Annotated in this window: 18 protein-coding genes; 10 read left to right on the top strand and 8 right to left on the bottom strand. The window is 53.3% G+C overall.

All coding sequences use genetic code 11. The features are described from left to right. Nucleotides 1–17 precede the first annotated feature (17 nt). The gene (locus tag NK667_RS32760) at nt 18–137 is read right to left on the bottom strand and encodes a DUF6957 family protein (RefSeq protein ID WP_413786135.1); all 120 of its coding nucleotides are present in this window, start codon (nt 135–137) and stop codon (nt 18–20) included. Further along, nucleotides 103–426, bottom strand: a complete 324-nt coding sequence (locus NK667_RS04480; RefSeq protein WP_152980855.1) for a DUF6957 family protein — start codon at nt 424–426, stop codon at nt 103–105. The genes NK667_RS32760 and NK667_RS04480 overlap by 35 nt, the downstream gene beginning before the upstream one ends. A gap of 174 nt (nt 427–600) precedes the next feature. Between NK667_RS04480 and NK667_RS04475 the strand changes: the two genes are divergently transcribed. From NK667_RS04475 to NK667_RS04465, 3 genes are all read left to right on the top strand, one after another. Then, nucleotides 601–1,101 carry a helix-turn-helix domain-containing protein gene (locus NK667_RS04475; RefSeq protein ID WP_236708553.1) on the top strand — a complete coding sequence of 167 codons (501 nt, stop codon included), beginning with the start codon at nt 601–603 and terminating at the stop codon, nt 1,099–1,101. Between the two features lie 579 nt (nt 1,102–1,680). Then, nucleotides 1,681–2,301 (top strand): SLATT domain-containing protein, encoded by a 621-nt coding sequence (locus NK667_RS04470; protein WP_054613957.1) that lies wholly within the window; start codon nt 1,681–1,683, stop codon nt 2,299–2,301. Beyond that, nucleotides 2,294–3,577 carry an SMODS domain-containing nucleotidyltransferase gene (locus NK667_RS04465; RefSeq protein ID WP_054613956.1) on the top strand — a complete coding sequence of 428 codons (1,284 nt, stop codon included), beginning with the start codon at nt 2,294–2,296 and terminating at the stop codon, nt 3,575–3,577. The genes NK667_RS04470 and NK667_RS04465 overlap by 8 nt, the downstream gene beginning before the upstream one ends. Nucleotides 3,578–3,817: 240 nt before the next feature. On the opposite strand, the gene NK667_RS04460 is transcribed toward NK667_RS04465, so the two are convergent. Next, nucleotides 3,818–4,066 carry a hypothetical protein gene (locus NK667_RS04460; protein ID WP_254744581.1) on the bottom strand — a complete coding sequence of 83 codons (249 nt, stop codon included), beginning with the start codon at nt 4,064–4,066 and terminating at the stop codon, nt 3,818–3,820. A 240-nt stretch (nt 4,067–4,306) separates the two neighbouring features. Between NK667_RS04460 and NK667_RS04455 the strand changes: the two genes are divergently transcribed. The 4 genes from NK667_RS04455 to NK667_RS04440 all read left to right on the top strand — a co-directional run bounded on the left by NK667_RS04455 (nt 4,307) and on the right by NK667_RS04440 (nt 9,065). Further along, nucleotides 4,307–5,611: an FRG domain-containing protein gene (locus NK667_RS04455; protein WP_054613954.1), complete on the top strand. Its 1,305-nt coding sequence runs from the start codon at nt 4,307–4,309 to the stop codon at nt 5,609–5,611. Between the two features lie 146 nt (nt 5,612–5,757). Beyond that, complete coding sequence (locus NK667_RS04450) at nt 5,758–6,693, top strand: hypothetical protein (RefSeq protein ID WP_054613953.1); 936 nt, start codon at nt 5,758–5,760, stop codon at nt 6,691–6,693. A gap of 108 nt (nt 6,694–6,801) precedes the next feature. Further along, on the top strand, nt 6,802–7,617 hold the full coding sequence (locus NK667_RS04445; RefSeq protein ID WP_054613952.1) for a hypothetical protein: 816 nt from the start codon (nt 6,802–6,804) through the stop codon (nt 7,615–7,617). 557 nt (nt 7,618–8,174) lie between these two features. Next, entirely contained in the window at nt 8,175–9,065 is an 891-nt protein-coding gene (locus NK667_RS04440; protein ID WP_236708552.1) for an AbiJ-related protein, read from the top strand. A 25-nt stretch (nt 9,066–9,090) separates the two neighbouring features. On the opposite strand, the gene NK667_RS04435 is transcribed toward NK667_RS04440, so the two are convergent. From NK667_RS04435 to NK667_RS04415, 5 genes are all read right to left on the bottom strand, one after another. Next, on the bottom strand, nt 9,091–10,143 hold the full coding sequence (locus NK667_RS04435; protein WP_054613951.1) for a DUF3800 domain-containing protein: 1,053 nt from the start codon (nt 10,141–10,143) through the stop codon (nt 9,091–9,093). 405 nt (nt 10,144–10,548) lie between these two features. Next, complete coding sequence (locus tag NK667_RS04430; RefSeq protein ID WP_054613950.1) at nt 10,549–12,366, bottom strand: ATP-binding protein; 1,818 nt, start codon at nt 12,364–12,366, stop codon at nt 10,549–10,551. After that, complete coding sequence (locus tag NK667_RS04425) at nt 12,366–12,800, bottom strand: ABC-three component system middle component 2 (RefSeq protein WP_054613949.1); 435 nt, start codon at nt 12,798–12,800, stop codon at nt 12,366–12,368. Before NK667_RS04425 ends, NK667_RS04430 begins: the two co-directional genes overlap by 1 nt. Continuing rightward, a complete protein-coding gene (locus NK667_RS04420; RefSeq protein WP_054613948.1) occupies nt 12,801–13,871 on the bottom strand; it encodes an ABC-three component system protein in 1,071 nt (356 codons plus the stop codon). Between the two features lie 54 nt (nt 13,872–13,925). After that, nucleotides 13,926–14,207: a hypothetical protein gene (locus NK667_RS04415; RefSeq protein ID WP_054613947.1), complete on the bottom strand. Its 282-nt coding sequence runs from the start codon at nt 14,205–14,207 to the stop codon at nt 13,926–13,928. A 536-nt stretch (nt 14,208–14,743) separates the two neighbouring features. On the opposite strand from NK667_RS04415, the gene NK667_RS04410 reads away from it, so the two are divergent. The 3 genes from NK667_RS04410 to NK667_RS04400 are packed head-to-tail and all read left to right on the top strand — an operon-like array spanning nt 14,744 to nt 19,194. After that, the gene (locus NK667_RS04410) at nt 14,744–14,896 is read left to right on the top strand and encodes a hypothetical protein (protein WP_254744578.1); all 153 of its coding nucleotides are present in this window, start codon (nt 14,744–14,746) and stop codon (nt 14,894–14,896) included. 12 nt (nt 14,897–14,908) lie between these two features. Further along, nucleotides 14,909–15,541, top strand: a complete 633-nt coding sequence (locus tag NK667_RS04405; protein ID WP_152980853.1) for a response regulator transcription factor — start codon at nt 14,909–14,911, stop codon at nt 15,539–15,541. Between the two features lie 8 nt (nt 15,542–15,549). Next, nucleotides 15,550–19,194, top strand: coding sequence for a transporter substrate-binding domain-containing protein (locus tag NK667_RS04400; RefSeq protein ID WP_054613945.1), 3,645 nt, complete (start codon nt 15,550–15,552; stop codon nt 19,192–19,194). Nucleotides 19,195–19,232 lie beyond the last annotated feature (38 nt).

Here is a 19,232-nt window from a genome sequence, read left to right as displayed (position 1 = left end):
CGCAGTCGCAGCCAATATCACTGATAAAGAGACAGTATTGCAGCGAGACTGGCTGACTTTTCGTCGCCGTCTCCCGCAAAGAGGTACACAGTGTTTCTGGTTTCAAAGAGAAAGCCGTCTTGGAACGAAATGGCCATGGTGCTGCGCACCCAATTTTCCGTAATCGAACCGTCCTCGGCTGTCTAGGATGACTTTTTCGGCGAAAACAAAGAGCGGCAGGTGGCCATGGACATGGATTTTAGTGAGATCCCCATCACTCGCTATCGCGCGCACGATCGTCCACTGCTGGACGATGCAAAAACCTTTGTTTGGAAAGCGGCCTCGTACCAACTGAATCAAGCTCTCTTCGCTTTCCGTAGAACCATACCGAGGCTCTCCATTGCTGGAGAGGAGCTCACCGGCTGCTTGATTTTCTTCGAGTTTCAATCAAAAAGCCTCTGACAATACATGTGATATGTTTGGGCGCTCAGGACGCTCAAACTGCCTGATGCCCATCTCGAAAAGACTCTGAAACTATGATTGTGCGGCTTAGCTCTGAGAAGGCGTTACCGCACATTTCCGATACTACCACTAAACGTGGTTTATCGGAAGACAGGCGTTATGGCTCTATCCTCGCTTTTAGGGCAGACCATGTCGCTTAAGAATGAGATCGCCGGAGCACTCAGGGCAATCAGGACAATCCGAGGTTTTGACTACGGTGATTTGGCAGACGTCAGTGCGAAAGCAAACATAGGAAAGCTGGAGCAAGGAAAGAGCAATATCACGGTTTCGAAATTGATCGAGATAGCAGAGGCCCTCCATTTCGATCCTGTTGCTCTTATGGCCCTCTGTGTCGCTATCCAGAAGGATGAGCCTACCGACACCACTCTAGAGCGAGCACGCGCAGAGCTTGCCTCATTCAAAGCAGACGGAGGAGAGCAGCTTGTCCGGAATCAATTTATGGGCAAAGAGCTGAAAAAGAGACCTTCAGGTAAGCCTGGCAAAACCGAGAATGCCGATGCCGTGAGAGAACTGAAAGCGTTAGGATTGAGGCAGGCTGAGGTGGCGCGGAGGCTTGGATTGGCCAGCTCCACGGTGTATCGGTACTGGCAGAAGGACTAGCGGCGATCAAGGCAATATCGACGGCTTTAGGTCGAGGCAGCGAATTATAAATTGCAGAAGATCTGAAGCCTTATGATTTGCGCTAGCCTACAAGAGCGAATGGATGTTCAGTTGCGTACCTCTAACGATTTTAGAGACCCATCTCAATCGAAGAATGACGCGTTGACGTTTTTTATAAATGAAAGCTAGCAAGCCTTCCAAGGCAAACTCAACAATCATCCTGAACACATTATAAATCTCATCGCCGATCACACAGACATGGCACCTCCTAATGGGTCTCATTTTAAGGCTTGGAGGTGTCTACGAAGCTAAGGCATGGATCAACAACGCAGAGAACGCGCTCAACAACCGTAGTATCGACCAAAGCAAGCTCCTTCTCAAATTCGATGTTTACAGAGAAATGTAGTGGCCATTACATGGCATAAAGTGGCTAAAATCTACCCCGCCACTTGACGAATCGCCTTGCGCTGGAACGCCTCTTCACTCTGCCCAGCTCAATCTGAGGGCGTCAGGGCCGTCGGCCTATCGCACATCTGCGGTAGGCAGGCGATCTCTAGGGACTCACTGCAGGTAAGCTAAATGGATCAGCAGGTTGCAATGAAGTTGATCGCCGAGAAGGCGTACGACGTCGGTTACTCAGCCAAACTTCACTTCTCCACCTATGACATCGTTGAGAAAGCGCCAGGGTGGATTGGTCTGATTTCCTTGGTGATCGGTGTGCTAGCGCTCTACATCGATCTCTTGGCGGCAAAGCATGTCTCAGCGCTCATCACGGTCATCGGCATCTGCAGCCTCTACATCACCTATTACGCCGACACCAAAGAGCAATATTTCCAGGCTGGAAACAAGCTGACTCAGTTGCTTGATCAGCTGAAGGGCATGTCGGCTCGTTGCAAATCCAACCTGCAATTCACCGCCGCCGATCAAGCCGAACTGGATCAAATCACCACTGATTTCCGATCGGCCTGCCAGAGGAAGCACATTCTGTTTTCGGGCTGGCTTGCTCATAAAAAATTCTTTTGGGATCAACAGATCGACTGGATCGCAGAACACCGTGAATTTACGTTCTTCAGGGACAAAATCCCGTTTTCAGCTTACGCACTGATCGTAGTGATTCTGATCGCTTTGGCGGGCGGGTCATGGCTTACCGCACACCCGGAACTTCTACTCTCACTGAAGGAAGTCTGCACCCATGAGTAAAGAGCTTTTCGAGCAGTTTCGTAGAAACCTGGCGGTCAAGAATGCCGACGAGATCTCCAAAAGCTACCGGCAGGTCACTGAGAAGCTAAACGGAAAATACTACGACAGTGCCTCAGAAACCCAGCATTGCCGCCAGGTCGGCTCGTACGGTCGACATACCGCCGTCCACGGAGTGAGCGATCTGGATATGGCGTTCGTGCTGCCGTGGTCGGTATACGATCGCTTCCAGCGCTACGAGAACAACAGCCAGTCGTCGTTGCTGGGTGAGATCCGGCTTGCGCTGAAAGAGCGCTTCCCGAACCATGAGGTGAGGGCCCAGCAGCAGGTAGTGTCGATAAATTTCTCGGACTACGTGGTGGAGGTGCTCCCGGCATTCGAGCATGAGGATGGCAGTTACACCTACCCTGATGCCAATGATGGAGGCAGCTGGGAAACTTGCAATCCGGTCGCTGAAATCGAAGAGATCAACACGCTAAACCAGGACAAAAATCATAACCTCAAGCGTCTTTGCAAAATGGTGCGAGCCTGGAAGAACGATCATGGCGTGCCGGTAAAGGGGATGCTCATCGATACACTGTGCTACCAGTTCCTCAAGAGCACCACGGACTACGACGCCAAGTCCTATGCCGCTTACAGCGAAATGACTCGGGATTTTTTCGCGTACCTGGTAGACATCGATGAGGAGAAGGAGCAGTGGCGTGCACCCGGTAGCGGCTCCATCGTCAATAAATCAGGAAACTTCCACCCCAAAGCCAAAAAGGCGCTGAGGCGCTTACAGGAGGCTCTTGACGATGCCGAGGCTGCCCATGAGCGGTGGAGCACGGTGTTTGGCGAGCATTTCCCCGAATACGTCGAGCAGGAAAAGAAGCAGGCCATCACGGAAAACCGCGTCAAGAACGTCGAGCAGTTCATCGGTCAAAAATTCAGCCTCGACATCCAGTACACCCTACGCATCGATTGCTCGGTTAAGAACGAGGGTGACCGACTTCGCAATCTCATGTCTCGCGTCATGACCTACCGGATTCCGAAGCAGCGTGAGTTGACATTCTGGGTCGCCGAGATCGATGTGCCGCCACCCTATAAGATCTACTGGAAGGTTAAGAATGTGGGCCCCCAAGCCATCGAGCGAAATATGATTCGCGGCGAAATCCGTATCGACAGCGGCCACAGCCAAATCACCGAGCACTCAACCTTCCAAGGCGATCATTACGTGGAATGCTATGCAGTGAAAGACAATGTTTGTGTAGCTCGCAGTCGGATCATTGTGCCGATCTGAGTACGATTGTAATGAAAGAAGAACGTGCGAGAAGTGCTTCCGTAGAACGGGCATGAGAGGTCGGAGCGACCGACCTCTCATAGGTCGCTCACTTAAACAACGCTTCGGTAAGGGTCACGAATGTCATAGCTGATTGGGTGACCTCATGAAACGCATGCGCCTTGCCCAACCAATCTGTCTGACCCAGCGCCACGCCGGCAGCAACAACGGTACAACCCAAGAACGTTGCACCACCTTTCATCAGCCAGAGCCGACGCCAGAAAGGAGTTTGCCCGGCGAGCGCTTTCTCATGCTTCCGAAAATCCCCCCTACCGCGTAGACGATCAGTCCCAAAACGATTCCGAGGATCGCTGCAAGCCACTGCGTTAGCGGAAACGCGAGTAATAAGGAAACCACACGACCGGGCCACACCAGCTTGTTGGCATAGCGCTGCGCAGCAATTTCCCCCTCACTGGCGAACCTCGGGCTGTACTTCCTAAACATCAACATGACTGATTCCTTCTGGACAGGCTACCTGCGGTCGAACCGCTAGCACGATATCAAACCGGCGACTGAGAAAGCATCCCAAGGCATAACCTGATATTACCGGCCTCAATCCGCACGGCTTGGAGAAGCTCCTCAGCAACACCATGGCTGTGCAAGAATGCGTCTCGGCTTGCGCTGCTCGCTGCAGCGAATCTGTAGGGCCCAGGAAATCACGAACGCATATGCGATCGCGGGGGAGGCAGCATGAAGCAATATGCAGCAAAAAGCGTCGACGAGTTAAACCAGCTCATTGGGAGCTTCGGTGAGGATGTTTTGTTTCGTGGCCAGACCTCCCATTACGGTGAGGTGGGAGCACCCTCCATCGGCACGTCCTTTGATAGAAAGGGTTGTATACCGAGCGAAATGCTCAAATGGTGCCGCTACTCCCAAAGCGTGTTGGATGCATACATCGCTAAACATCGAGCAGACTTTGGCTATCAGCAGGCCCTCCTTCAACACTACGGGTGGCGTTCGTTTTACGTGGATTGCACCTCCAGCCCAGCAGTAGCCGCGTGGTTTGCCAGCCACAAATACACTGAAGCGACCACTCTAGAGCTGTGCGAGGACTGTGACGAGGTGGCGGTGATGGTCAGAAAGCGCATGGCCCGCTATGCACCTGTGATCGGCACTGGCCATCTGTATGTGCTCAGTAAGCAGGCCGCTAATCATGTAGGCCTGGTCAACTTGGCTACCTTGACCGTTGAGGGCTACAGGCCGCGCACCGTGGCTCAGTCAGCTTGGCTTCTCGGCCCTCTGCACAATCCGATTCCACAGAATTGCTTTCTCGCACAAATCACTGTCTCGAGCGACGTTCTGCAGGCGTATGCCGCTGCCCGTGGCTTAACCGGCACGAACACGCTCTTTCCCTCTCCCGCAGAAGATCCGATCTTGAGATCGCTGCTGGGCTTGCCTTGGGAGGAGATCAAGTCTGAAGCAAGCCTCAAAAATCTGCCTGCGTTCAAGCGAACATTGGAGCTTCCGGAATACCATCCGAGCTTTGTGAAAATCGCAGGTGCGCAAACAGCGTTCTATCGTGGTGCAAAGATTCTGGATACCCAGGATTCGATTGATGGTAACCCACACAGTGGAATCTTCGTCGAAATCCCGGGCATAGTGCTCTATGGCTCAGCCGACCCGAGCAAGCCCCTTCGCTTCCCTCAGATCGAGAAGTTAATCAACGAGAATGGCACGGTAGCATTCGAAGCAGACACGTTGATCAAGCATCCAACCCTCGATCACCTGACGCTCTACCAGAAGGGCGTCGGCGTCATACCTCGCGGGCCCGACCTATTTGAGGTTTGTGAACTCACCGTCAACCACCCAGGACTCCGACTGAGCGGCGCCGGCTTCATCACGGGCTGGACATATCGGAGGCAGGCAAGCGGAGTGTGGACACGGGAAGCGCAGACCACAGATTGCTCATGCGGCAATCCCATCGTCCATGCGCAGCACATCAGCGCGCTGCACATCGCCGAAGAGTTCCTGAGGGATCCCAAAGGCTTCGAGTGACGAAGCTCGTACACTCAGCCGTGCCGATCACTAAGGAGCACGGACGGCTAGCCTCGACCAATGTCGAGATGAATCTCGACTCATCGCTGTAACCGACTCACTACGCTATGCCGCAGCCAGGCGGCAGCACGCGCATAAGGATTTGTATGGCCGGTATCAAGATGACCCACGCCTTCGACAAAAAAGGCGTCAAATGGGCTGCAGACAACTATGCCAAGGGCATGGGAACAGCTCCTCTGAAGTGTGAGCGGTGCGACGCCACAGTGATTCATGTCAATTCCTTCACTCGGGACTGCTACGACAACCCCTCTAAGGTTCGTGCATTCTTCCGCCTGCAAGCGAATGGAGCGCATGGCCCTAACTGCCGTTTTGGCGTCGACAAGCAAATCGTTGAGCTCGCCAGCACCTCCGAAGGCCTGGTCGAAAGCGTTCAGAAAAACCGCTTCCGCATGCGTCTGATCGCGGTGACAGAAGAGTTGAAAGCAACTGCTAGGCGACTCAAGGAAGATGACGGCGGCGAGAGAACCCCTACTACCTCCAAAAGCTACACACCATCATCCAATCGGCTGTCTTCCTATATCAACACCGCACAGCGCGTCCTCAGATTGCGCGCAATGTGCGACGAAGACGCTGACATCGAGGAGCACCTGGAACTGGTGTTTGCAGGCAACACCGTTGGCTGGAACCAGTTCTACTTCGACCACGCACGGCAAATGGAAGCCCACTACGCCGTCTCAAAGAGTTCGACTCAATACCCCATCGCCGTCCAAGGGCGCGTCGGTAAAATCAAGCGGGGCGTCAAGGACGATCCCAAGCTCAATGTCCTGAATCTCGAAAGACTCAGGGTCACCCAAGATCCCAACGAAACCACAAACGGAATCAGCCTCGAAGTGAGCGTGTGGGCGATCAAGGCAAGCTGGTTTGATGGGCTGACCGAGAACGATGAGGTCATCATCTTCGGCCTGTGGAAAGCCCCTACCCCGGCCCAGACAAAAGCCACCAAGGAGGGGTTATTCAAGACATTCACTAACCGGCGCCTGACCCTGACGCTGGCCGTGAAGTCGCAGATAGCCAAAGTCTGACCACCAGCCCCAAAAGAACAATGAGGCCTTTTAACGCCGTAATTACCGCCTTGAAAGCCTCGCGAGCAAAACTAGAACTAATACTAGAATCAAACATGCAGCCTAGGAATGCCGGACACTGTCCGGCTTTTTGATAGCATGCCAGCCATCAAAATGGACGAGGTGACCATGGCAGCGCGAGCTGATTTTGAAGTGATGCTGAACGGTGACCCTCAAGACTTGAGAGAGCTCAGCGAGCGGGTAGGAACCACAGAGTATTTTCACATTTGGGGTGGGGTTGATCACTGGAACGACTGCCCAAGCGACTATTTCAGCTTCAATTCGATCTATTTTGAGGGGGAAGATGACGAAAATCTGATATGGCAGATCTCGTACGAACTATCTAGTCTTTTCAACGGAGCATCCAAGCTGTTCTGGAGAGACGCAAGACCAATCACGATTCACAAGATCTTGCTCGAAGGCAAGCCGCTTGACTGGCATGAACCAATGATGCCGCTTAGCCTACTGAGGCGCCCAGCGATCAGCCAATATAAGTGGAATGAGGAGGTGAAATGTGCTCTTCGAATGTCCGCCCGGCTTGGTTTGATGATCTTGGCTACTGAAAATGAAGATGTCTACATGCTCCTAAAACAGTTCGAGTTAGAAAATAGCTGGGTCGGCTACTATCGACTTTTGGAAACTATTGACTCTCATGCCAGGGTTAAAGGGATCACTATCGGCGAAGACAAGAAGGAGCGGGAGAGTTTTACGTTCACCGCGAACAACTATTCTATTACCGGCTTTGATTCCAGGCACGGCTTTAAAGACAAAGTAAAGGCCAGCAGACTGCCTGTAATGAAGATCGACCAGGGATACGCTTTTGTAACAAAAATGTGCAAGTCCTATCTTGATCAGGCATACGCGCAGTTCTTCAAATTCGGATAAAAAAGCTGGCCCAGGTGGCCGGTTTTTGTCGTTAGAGGATCAGTGGTTGTAATTGATATGCTGGCTTGCTCAATGTTCCGACTGGTGGTGATAACATCCTTTCAACGACCTCGGAGCACCCCCTTGCGCATGCCTCGAACCCAGCAAAACCTCACCAGCCTGAGAGACACCTTCAGCCAGATCTTAGGCAACCAGAAAGACCACTACACGGATACGCGAATCCCTGAGCTGCTCTTCTCGTTGGGTCTCGATACCTGCAGTGAGTACAGCTCAAAAAGGCGCCATCTTGAGAAAGCGGTAGAAGACGCGAATGATGCACAACGGGTGGCTGCTGCTCAGAAAGCCTTGGAGCTGATTGGCTTTGAGGTTCATGAGCGAGACCAGCTTCAAGAGCTGGTGTGGGACGATGGAACAGCGCCTGTCATCCCTGGTCGCTACCGGCGAGAACTGGCAGAAAAGCTCAACAACATTGACCTGTTTATGACCAGGACTGCGTTCGAACAAGTGCTGAGTGAGTTCTGGCGACTCGACACTACATCGAAAATCCCGATTGGGATGTGGCGACGCTCTTTGACAAACTCGGAGCGTTTCAGTCCTCGCATGCCCGATTTGGCCGATTCGTCGAAGCCTTGGCTTCCTCGCGGGTATTGCCCAGCGAACCTGCTCAACGAAAATTCATCGCGGTCGTCAACGATACCCTCAAAGCGTGTGGAGTCCACATTGTCGTTGGGGTGGGAGAAGATGCCTTCCTGACGGCCTCCTTGGCCTACGTAGGATCAGGCAAACAGTCAGCACCAAAGAATCTCATCTTCGCCTCTACCAGAAAGCCAGACCTGCGACTGGGCAACGCCCTGGACAACGATATCGAGGTGATGTCCGACCCAATGGATGTTCTGATCTATGACCGTCCGATAGGGAGTTCTGGTCTCCTGTGGCGCGACCTACAAGCTTGGTACGCCCAGACTCATGGCATCGAGGAAAGCCAAGCCAAGAAAAGTCTGTATCGACGTCTTGAAGGGTGCCTGCCGAAATCATCGCCCCCTCAAGCACTGGCCTTTACCAGCTTCTTCAAAACCTTCACGACAGCGATTCCCGAGCTTCCGGTCTTGCTGCCCGAGGTCTGGTTTCACTGGGATCCCCAGACGGTGTCACGGCGCGGCAAGGAGGCATTGCTAAGGTCACGCATGGACTTCCTTCTGCTGCTTCCCGGTGGAGCAAGGGTTGTCATCGAAATTGATGGCAAACACCACTATTCCGACACAGACGGGCGCTCAAATCCCCGTCTCTACGCGGAGATGATGGCAGCTGACAGGGCTCTGAGGTTGGTGGGGTATGAGGTGTATCGCTTCGGTGTTCACGAGCTTCAGCAGCCTAATGCCGAGGAGGTGCTGATTGCATTCTATCGCTCGCTGTTTGAGCGTTACTCGCTGTTGCCGCATCATGGCTAACTGAACTCCTGAGCCGAAAACTGCTTCACTGGGACGATGAAAAATTTTCCGCGAAGTAATCGATCAACGCCGCTGCCCGAGTCCCCTTCCTGAATTCACGCTGCCCCTCCAAATCCAAGGATGGCAGCATGTGGATGATCTGATCATCGCGATACAGTTCAGCCAGACACTGAGGATCCAATCCATCAGTGATTCGTCCAGTCATACGTTGCGCGGACTCAATCGTGGCGCCGATGAGCACGTCCGCAAGCTGGACGGCTGGGCTCGTCTTAGAATCGACCTGGGTCACCTCGCTCAGCCTCAGCGGATACCGGATGCTCGCGAGTGCAGACTGCCGAAACTCAGCCTCATCCGTGTGATCGATCTGACGCTGGAGCAGATCATGGTAGGTCAGCAGATTCCTCGACTGGTCATGCTCAACCCTATACGGCCCGTCACTCATCAGCTCCATTTGACTGATGAGCGCCATGAGAACGGGTAATGCCATGTCTGTTGTAACCCCTGGGGTTGCAATTGCCGCCAGACAGTCAGGATCGGCGTACACCAGAGGCCCCGTAGCATCTGCGAGCTTTCTCCAATCGGTCTGCCGGGCGGCGGTAACTAAATCGGAAAGCGCTGCTAGGCTTTTGAGCTTCATAGCATTTTGAAATGCACGTTCCAGGTTCTCCATCGCCCCGTCACCCAACAGTCGAGCCCCTGCGTAATACAACACAGACGCTAAGGCGTAATTTCGCCCATCCTCGTAGAAATTAATGTTGCGCTCGTAGTAATGGGGCTCAACCCCGTAATCCACAAACTTCAAGAGCAATGCGAAGCGCTTGTCGCAGAGGTAGGTAATGCACTTGTGATTGGCCAGCAGTTCGCCGATTAGCCCCAGAAGCCTGGGATGGTTGGTTACACGCTTTGAGAGCGACCGGTACTTCAGCTCAGGCGCCTGAAGCTTGGGAAAATATTCACGAATAAGGCGCGCAGCCTCTGCGTCATCGATACCGATCGCTGAAGCCCCCTGAAAGGGTTGCGCTTCGTTCAACAGGTCAAATCCGGTGTAGCCGCTCTCATCAATTCGAAAGCATTCCATGCAAATCACTCCGTATCCCGATGGCTCGGGAGAGACAAAATTGTGCTATCCATAACCGTCCATCCACCCAGCCCTGGCGCGCAGCCTCAATCTTGATTAGACAAGGCGGATTAATCAGTGAAACCGGCGATCGCTCACTGCTTTATCGTTAATCATTGTTGACGACGCCATGACTCGGGGCTCGCCACACTCCAGCCTGGGTTTACAGTTCGATCTCATCGGACTCGATTTGCGTTCAAATTGACGGCCATCAATCGCACCGAGCCAGACCGTACGACCGAACACTTTTGAGCTTTGACCGATATCGTTGTTCAATCTGCCAGAAGCTGCGTTACTGCTAACAAAAAATAAAGTTAGTCGATCACCACCCACTTGACGAGTGACGGACTACATCACAGCATCGAATCAGTTTTTTAGCGGAAAGAAGCCATATCGACCATTCCCCCTGCTCTTAGTAAAGTGCTCGTAATTCAAATGAGGAATGATAGCCGTATCAGGCTCCTTATTCTCAAATACGATAACTTGAGAATCTTTGAAGTTATCTGCAATGTCCTGATAGAACGCGTATATCATATCCTCAGCTACTTCTTTATCTTCCTCCCCTGGCTCCGGATCCCCTTCCTTGTACGTAGTCAGTGGCGAATCGAGCACGACAAAACCAGGATGACGCCCAGAAAGCTTCAGCAAATTCATCAGCCCCAGCGCGAACGCAGCTGAAGCGATCGCTCGATACCCTTTGCCGAAATTGCCTCTCGCACTCCCACCAATGGTGATGTCTCGTGTTGCGAAATTGAATGTTACCGGGCTGTAATTCGGGAAGCTCCACCGTTTCAAGATCGCTTCAATCTCTTTCACCAGAGGCTGGGCTGTTTCCTCAAAGCTTTCAGGCATATAGGTGTTTTGCTCTTCAAGCAGCAAAATACCGAGCCGTTTTAGCTCTCCCTTCAGCCTGACCTTATCGGCTACACGCCGTTCCAGTGCAGATTTGTCTTGCCTAAGGCACGAGGCGAGCTCCTTCAGGTCGCTTACGGCCTGTACCGAATCTTGGATCTCGGATGAGATCAACCTCTCCAGTGCGGCGATGGACGTCTTGGTGGCCTCAGCGCTGGAGGCGTTTCGTTCGATCGCTGCGGTCAAGGATCCCTGGGCTTCAGCGAGCTCGTGAATGTTCTTCGAAATTCGGTTCAACTCGAAGGAAACACCTTTTTTGATATCCTCAACGTCCGTCGTGCATGACTCGGAGTCAAAATGGTTGCCGCAGGTTGGACATAGCACAGCGTCTGAACCATCAAGCAGAACTGCCGCCTGCTCAATGCCCTGCAGGCGCTGGCGGTCTGATTCGTACTTCTGGCCAAGCATGTCGAATCGGTCGAGAAGCGCCTTATCTTCTGCGAGTTTGCCTTCAACAGACTCCAGCTCGGAGAGCTGGTTGGCTTTTTGGGTAAACAGGTCTTCACTCGAATGGAACGCACCTTCCAGCTCATTTTCGGCCACCCCCAGTCGGAGCGCGACCTGGGCGGTAAACGAGTTGAGCTTCTGGAGCTCAAGGGCCTCAGCGGCGTCATCATCCGGATAGAATTGCCTGATGATGTCTTCGACCGCAGCAACTCGATGTCTCAACGCCCCCTTTGACGCCAGCTCCTTCTTAGCCTGTTTAACCCCGGCGTCGTCTTTTCCGGTGAGCAGCAGCTTTAGGATAGATTTTTCTTTAGTGGCTCCATCATTTTGGCCTGTACCCAATGGAGAGTAATCAGCAACAATTCGCGTTTCATCCATCAAAAAAACTTTTTCGAAATCGCGAAGAGAGAAAGAGGCATTGTTTAACGAAGTAGTGCCTTTCAGCAGAAGTTTTCCATTGAGTCCCAACCTGTCCAAAATTTGGTTGGAAATAGAATTCATTTTCGTAGGGTTGTGCTTTACACCCAGAACTTGAACCTCCCCACTCTCATCATAAAAGGTAGGCTTTGAACTTGCAGAAAGCCCTCTTTCAATAGTAAAAGAGGTCGCATCATCATTTATAAATTTAACCCTGACCGTGGTGTAGCCCAAAGACTCATCTATAGTCTTTGGGGGCGTATTTGAACCCAAGGCAAATTTGATGCACTGAACAATGTAGGATTTGCCCGTATTAGAACCACCCTGAACAACATTAGCACCCTTCGTAAAATACACTGAAGCGTCTCTCCGATCAGGGCCACTCACAACCACACTTTCAATATACATCAGACCACCCTGTCAATTTTATAAATACTGCGACGCTGAGCCGCGAGGTAATCAATATTCCTCTCGACCCACAAAACACGCTGCTTGAAATCTGCGTGATACTCAGTGGTCAACTTGGTGGAAAATGCCCTACCGGGGTCAGTGATTGAATAGCGAACACCATGCTCGTCAACCCGAGAAGTCATCAATCCCTTAGCAATGAATAGCTTAATCGCGCCTGGAAATATTTCTCGCCTACGAACCAGTTCGGCAAGTCGATTCAGTAAGACAGGGTGCAGACTCGGCTCCCCTTCAAAGTCACTGCTATAAATCGACGCATAGTCAAAGAAGATTAGCTCATCCAAGTCAAGCTCCCGGGACAAGCCCGCGAGCAACAAAACGATGCGCGCACCAATCTCAACAGGGCTATTGTACAAGTCCTTTGAATTCATCATCTATTTCTTGATCCATTTAAACTTGAGGTCGTTCACCAACTGGTGGCATAGCCCCTTTCGATCAGAGGTCTGCAAGAAATGACGTAGAGGATGGGCGTCATATTGAATCTTCACGCAGTGAGTGCTGACGTCGAGAAACCGTTGATACCCATCATCGAACTTTTTACGTACTACACTGTGAACACCTTCGTGACACTCGCACTTGAGGCTTTCATAGCACCCCGTAGGAAACGCATCGCGGGAAAACATCTCCAGCGACTCAGCGCTGAAGAAGTTAATCCTCGCTCGCTCCAAGTCATCCTTGTAATCAGTGTCCATGACGCTATCAAGTGAATACTCTGCCCCATCGGCATCGGAGAAAGCGTGCAGGAGAGCTTCAATGTAGACTTTCTCGTTATCTCCAACAGCATCAGGTACGGATTTCTGAACCTGTGGTCGCTTTAGATGGTAGCTCCCGAAACGCGTTGAGTGATACGGTGTCAGCGCATGCTTAGCAATCAACTCCTGGGAAGACATCTCATCAACAAAAGAAAAGTCGATGGTGTTGAGATAGTCCAACAGAGCACCCTCAAGAAGAATGGACTCTGTCTTCGTGATCTTATCCTTACAGACCTTATCCCAGCGCTTGATGATCTCGACCTTGATGCGAGACTTGTTGACCAGCATATCAATGCAATCAGAACTACATCCTTTCGGCGAAACAAAGCGATAATCACGCGGCAGGGTGTAGTCTTCCCTCCACGTGTAGTAAACCAGCTTACCCAGTTCCGCGACTACGTTTGCAACGCTCAACTTATCTTTGTAGTGCTTGCATTGATAATTGTCCCACCCCGTTGCAAACTTGGCGATAACATCACGCCCTTTGTCTCCCGCACCAGCACAGCGGGTTACGGACTCGTAGCCGTTGCCCAGGTAAGAAACGAACTCCAGCGTAAAGACCTCCCAAGTATCTGCTGACATGATCTGCAGACGATCCAGAGGGTGGACTGGCTCACCTTTTTCTATATCCAGTGCCGTGAGCTCGAATTCCGGGGCTGGAGGGAGCTTGATGGTGTTCTCACCAAAAGACATTAGCTACACCTCTCCGACCAGGTGCGCCACCCACAAAATAATAGTTAAAGGAAGTCATAATCCGAGATCGCGCTCCAACTGAAGAGCCTTGATATGATTTGGCATATCACCAATAATTTTATTTGGGTTCTTCCGCAAGGCACCCGTGAGTTTCTTCAGGAAACGCTGATTCAACTCCATGTTCCCTGACAGTTCACCAATGATAATATCGGGGTAAACGTCAGCTTCTTCCAACCCCATTGTCAACGCCGCGCGGGCTGCGCCAATTGGTTTGTCCATCGCATATTCGATTAGATCAGCTGGGTGAAAAGCGTATTCCTGTTCCTGCTCACTCATGCATGAATCCCTTAGTTATTGAAATGTTGTTCGTCTGATTATGTTCGGCTGGGCGACTCATCGGGGGCGTTGGTCAGATGAGTTGGTCAGATGTTCGTCAAATCTCAGGCACGACGAAAGCTCCCGAGTAAATGCTCCGGATATAATCCCTGTCTGTCTGCGTTCCTGTAGCGTAGCTGATCCATGCCGAGCTCCTACCGGCCTCCTCACCCGCTAGGCGAGGGTTACTGGGCATCCGGGTGCCCCTGGGTAATGGCACAATACTATCGTCATTGCGCTGCTTTGTGAAACCCGCTGCCCCATCTCCGTCGCGATCTTTATGGATCGTGAGGGACTCGTAAGGCAAGCCAAATCTCCCCTGTATCGACACCTCTAAGAGGCTTGAACTGGCGAGATCGACTATGCATCGATATGGCCCGGTTTAGGGAGTCAAAAGCAAACCGGCAAAATCCTGAGGCTTCCGGGGTATGCCATAGATAGTGGTGTGTCAGTAACATCAAGCTTAGAGCACTCCCTATCGAAAGCAGAGCTTAAGCTTGTTAATGCAGGAGCAGGAGCAGGAGCAGGAGCAGGAGCAGGAGCAGGAGCAGGAGCAGGAGCAGGAGCAGGAGCAGGAGCAGGAGCAGGAGCAGGAGCAGGAGCAGGAGCAGGAGCAGGAGCAGGAGCAGGTCAAAGCCTATGGGCTTTGACACCAAAGAGATATCTGTCCACAAAACGTTTTTATTGTCGACGATCACCCCGTCATCCGTCTTGCTGTCCGGATGCTGCTGGAGCATGAGGGTTATAAAGTCGTGGGCGAAACCGATAATGGGGTCGATGCCATGCAGATGGTTCGTGAATGCATGCCCGACTTGATCATTCTCGACATCAGCATTCCCAAACTCGACGGGCTGGAAGTTCTCTCTCGCTTCAATGCAATGAGCACCCCGTTGAAAACACTGGTGCTGACGGCGCAATGCCCAACGCTGTTCGGGATTCGCTGCATGCAATCCGGCGCTTCGGGGTATGTGTGCAAACAGGAAGATCTGAGTGAACTGATGAGCGCCATCAAGGCCGTTCTGTCGGGCTACAACTACTTCCCGAGCCAGGCCTTGAACCCGGTGCGCCCGGATGATGTGCGCTACGCCGAACTTGAATTGTTCAAGTCCGTGAATGACCGGGAACTGATGGTGTTGCAACTTTTCGCTCAAGGGCGCACTAACAAGGAAATCGCCAAGGGCATGTTCCTGAGCAACAAGACGGTAAGCACTTATAAAAAACGACTCATGCAAAAACTCAAGGCCAAATCCCTGGTAGCGCTCATCGAGATGGCAAAACGTAACGCCTTAGTGTGAGAGACAGGATGCCCAGCAGCATAAAGGACTATCTAATAATATTGAGCACGGGTTTATGCCTGAGCACTTCAGTGTCCGCGACGCATAACGCCGTCGAGAACTACACCCTGCTCAGCCGCGCCACAGTCGGGCATCTGGAAGTCCAACTGGATAAATCACAACGGCAATGGGCTAACAATAAACGCGAACTGATCGTGGGCACATCTGCCCCGGATTACCCGCCTTTTGACCTGACTGTCAGCGGCCGTGACTATGAAGGCTTCACCGCTGATTATGCCGGGATCCTCGGGCAGGCCATGGGCTTGCCGGTCAAGGTCCAGCGCTACGCGAGCCGTAATGCCGCCATCGATGCACTGGAAAACGGTGAGGTCGACCTGCTCGGCACGGCCAACGGATTCGAAGCACACAATGCCGACATTCAACTGTCCGTGCCCTATGCCGTGGATCAACCGGTATTGGTAACCCGGGAGGGAGAAACCCGGTCTCTGACCGACGGACTCGCCGGGCTGCGCCTGAGCATGGTGTATCACTATTTACCGCGGGAGGAAGTTCAGGCGCTGTACCCGAAGGCAATCATCACCGACTACCCCTCTTATCAAAATGCAATCAATGCGGTGGCCTTTGACCAGGCTGACGTTTTTCTCGGCGACACCATTTCCGCCCACTACATGATCAACAAGGGTTACCTGAACAACATCCGCATGGCCAATTTCGGTAAACACGAAGCTCACGGTTTCAGTTTTGCCGTACACAAGAACAACACGGACCTGCTGCAGATCGTCAACGCGATACTTAACGCTGTCCCCACCAGCGAACGGGAAAACATCGCCAAGCGCTGGAGCGCCGGCAGCGACATTCTCCTCACCGATCACAAACTGCAACTGACGGACCGCGAACAGCGCTGGCTGGCGCAGCACCCTGTCGTCCGTGTGGTGGTCAACGAGGCGTTTGCGCCGTTGACGTTTTTTGACAGCGACGGCAACTTTCGCGGCGTTACCGCCGACCTTCTCGAACTGATCCGCTTGCGCACCGGCTTGCGCTTCGACATTCAGCGCAGCCGCGGCGACGATCAGATGATCGCGCTGGTCAAAGGCAATCAGGCCGATCTGATCGCAGCGCTGCTGCCGACTCCACAACGCGAAGCGCAACTGAACTTCAGCCGCCCGTATCTGGAAAACTCCTTTGTGCTGCTGACGCGCAAGTCCCCCGACAGCGCGACCAACCTTTCGCAGCTACAGGAAAAGCGCCTGGCCATCGCCCAGGGCAATCCGCTGGTGGACTATCTGCGCAGCGAATTTCCGCGGATCCACCTGATTGAAACGCCGGACACCTTTCACGCTGTGGAATTGCTCGCCGAGGGCCAGGTAGAAGGTGCCGTCAACTCACTGGTCATCGCCAATTACTTTATTTCGTCGCGCATCTTCGAACACAAACTGCAGATCAGCACCACCATTGGCACCCAACAGGCAGCGTTCTCGCTGGCCACGGCGCGGGGCGCCACCGAACTCAGTTCGATCATCGACAAAGCGCTGCTGAGCATTGCTCCGGAAGAACTGGGCGTGATCAACAGTCGCTGGCGTGGCTACTCGGCGGCTTCGGAAAGGACCTGGAACAACTTTCACCGGGTGTTCTATCAGCTCGTGATCGGCGCCAGCGTGCTGTTGCTGATTTCCATGGCCTGGAACGCCTGGATGCGCCGTCAGATCAATCAGCGCAAGGCGGCCGAGCGCGCGCTGAACGATCAGTTCGAATTCATGCGCTCGCTGGTCAACGGTACGCCTCACCCGATTTATGTACGTGACCGCCAAGGGCTGCTGCAAAGTTGCAACGACAGTTACCTGGAAGTTTTCCAGGCGAAACGCGAAGACGTGATCGGCAAATGCGTTATGCCGGGCAACATGAACAATGCCTTCGAAGCCCGGGAGTTTCAGGCTGACTATCAACGGGTTGTGGCCGAAGGGTTGCCGTTGATTGTCGACCGTCCGTTGCACATCGGCGGCCGCCGGCTGACGATCTATCACTGGATCCTGCCCTATCGCGACTCCAGCGGTGAAGTGCAAGGCATCATCGGCGGCTGGATCGACATCAGCGAGCGGCGGCAACTGTTCGACAAGCTGCGAGCCGCCAAGGAGCAGGCCGATGAGGCCAACCGGGCCAAAAGTACGTTCCTGGCCACCATGAGCCACGAAATCCGCACCCCGATGAACGCGGTGATCGGCATGCTGGAGCTGACCCTCAAACGAATGGATCAAGGGCATCAGCATCATTCGTCCATCGAAACCGCCTACAGCTCGGCAAAAGACTTGCTGGAGCTGATCGGCGACATTCTCGACATTGCCCGGATCGAATCCGGGCGACTGAGCCTGAGCCCGGAGCGGGTCAATCCGGGGGAAATCGTGACCTCGGTGGTGAGGATTTTCGACGGACTGGCCCGGCAAAAAAATCTTAACTTGCTGCTGGAGTTCAACCCGCCCCAGCCGCCCGTGGATGTGCTGCTTGACCCGCTGCGCTTCAAACAGGTGCTGTCGAATCTGGTCAGCAATGCCATCAAATTTACGCAACAGGGCGAGGTCAGGATAACCGTCGAGCTATTGCCCGGTGATGAGCCCGAGCATACGCGGATGCAGGTACAGGTGAGGGACAGCGGGGTCGGCATCAGCGAACAGGATCAGCAGCGTCTGTTCGAACCCTTTGCCCAGGCCGATAACACCGGGCAGATGGCCAGGTGCGGCGCCGGGCTCGGCCTGGTGATCAGTCGCCAATTGTGCGAAATGATGGGCGGCAGCCTGCAACTGAACAGTCAGCTGGGGGTGGGCACTCAGGTCAGCCTTTCATTGCACTTGGCAACATTGGCGCCGGAGCAGGCGTCGGACCGGGTTGAAACACCCATCCACACCACCCGCACGCCATTGAATGTTCTGGTGGTCGACGATCATCCCGCCAACCGCTTGCTCATGTGCCAACAGCTTGAATACCTGGGGCATCGGTTTACCGGGGCCAACGATGGCCAGGCCGGACTGGATGCCTGGAAGATCGAGCCCTTCGATCTGGTGGTGGTCGATTGCAACATGCCCATCATGAATGGCTACGATCTGGCCCGCGCCATCCGCGAGCATGAACGGCAGCAACAACGCCCGTCATGCACCGTGCTGGGGTTTACCGCCAATGCGCAGCCGGAAGAAATACACCGCTGCAAATACGCAGGAATGAATGATTGCCTGTTCAAACCTCTGAGCCTGATGGCATTGAGTCAGTGGGTCGAAGGCATCAAGCCATCGGTTCGTCAGCAGCCGTTCAATTTGCAAGGGCTGGATTTGCTGACGGGAGGCAATCCGCAAATGACCCAGCGGTTGCTGGACGAACTGTTGAGCAGCAACCACCTGGATCGCCAGGAGCTGCTGGGCTTGTCCACTCTCGATGACCATCAGGCCCTGCTCGACATCGCGCATAAAATCAAAGGCGCGGCCCGCATCATCCAGGCCTCCCGATTGATCGATTGTTGCCAGGCGCTCGAAAAAGCCTGCCAGGCACCAGCGGCTGAAAATGGACTGAGCCTCGCCATCAAAAACATGGATCTGGCCATGCTTGAACTGGAGCGCGCGTTGCTGCAACAGATTGACCTGAACACCCACAGCAAAATGACGGAGCCTTAACTATGCTTGGACGCTGAGCAGTGCGTTAACCACTATGG

This window comes from Pseudomonas nunensis (assembly GCF_024296925.1).
Taxonomy (GTDB): Bacteria; Pseudomonadota; Gammaproteobacteria; order Pseudomonadales; family Pseudomonadaceae; genus Aquipseudomonas; species Aquipseudomonas nunensis.
This window is presented reverse-complemented; position numbering and strand designations above follow the sequence as displayed.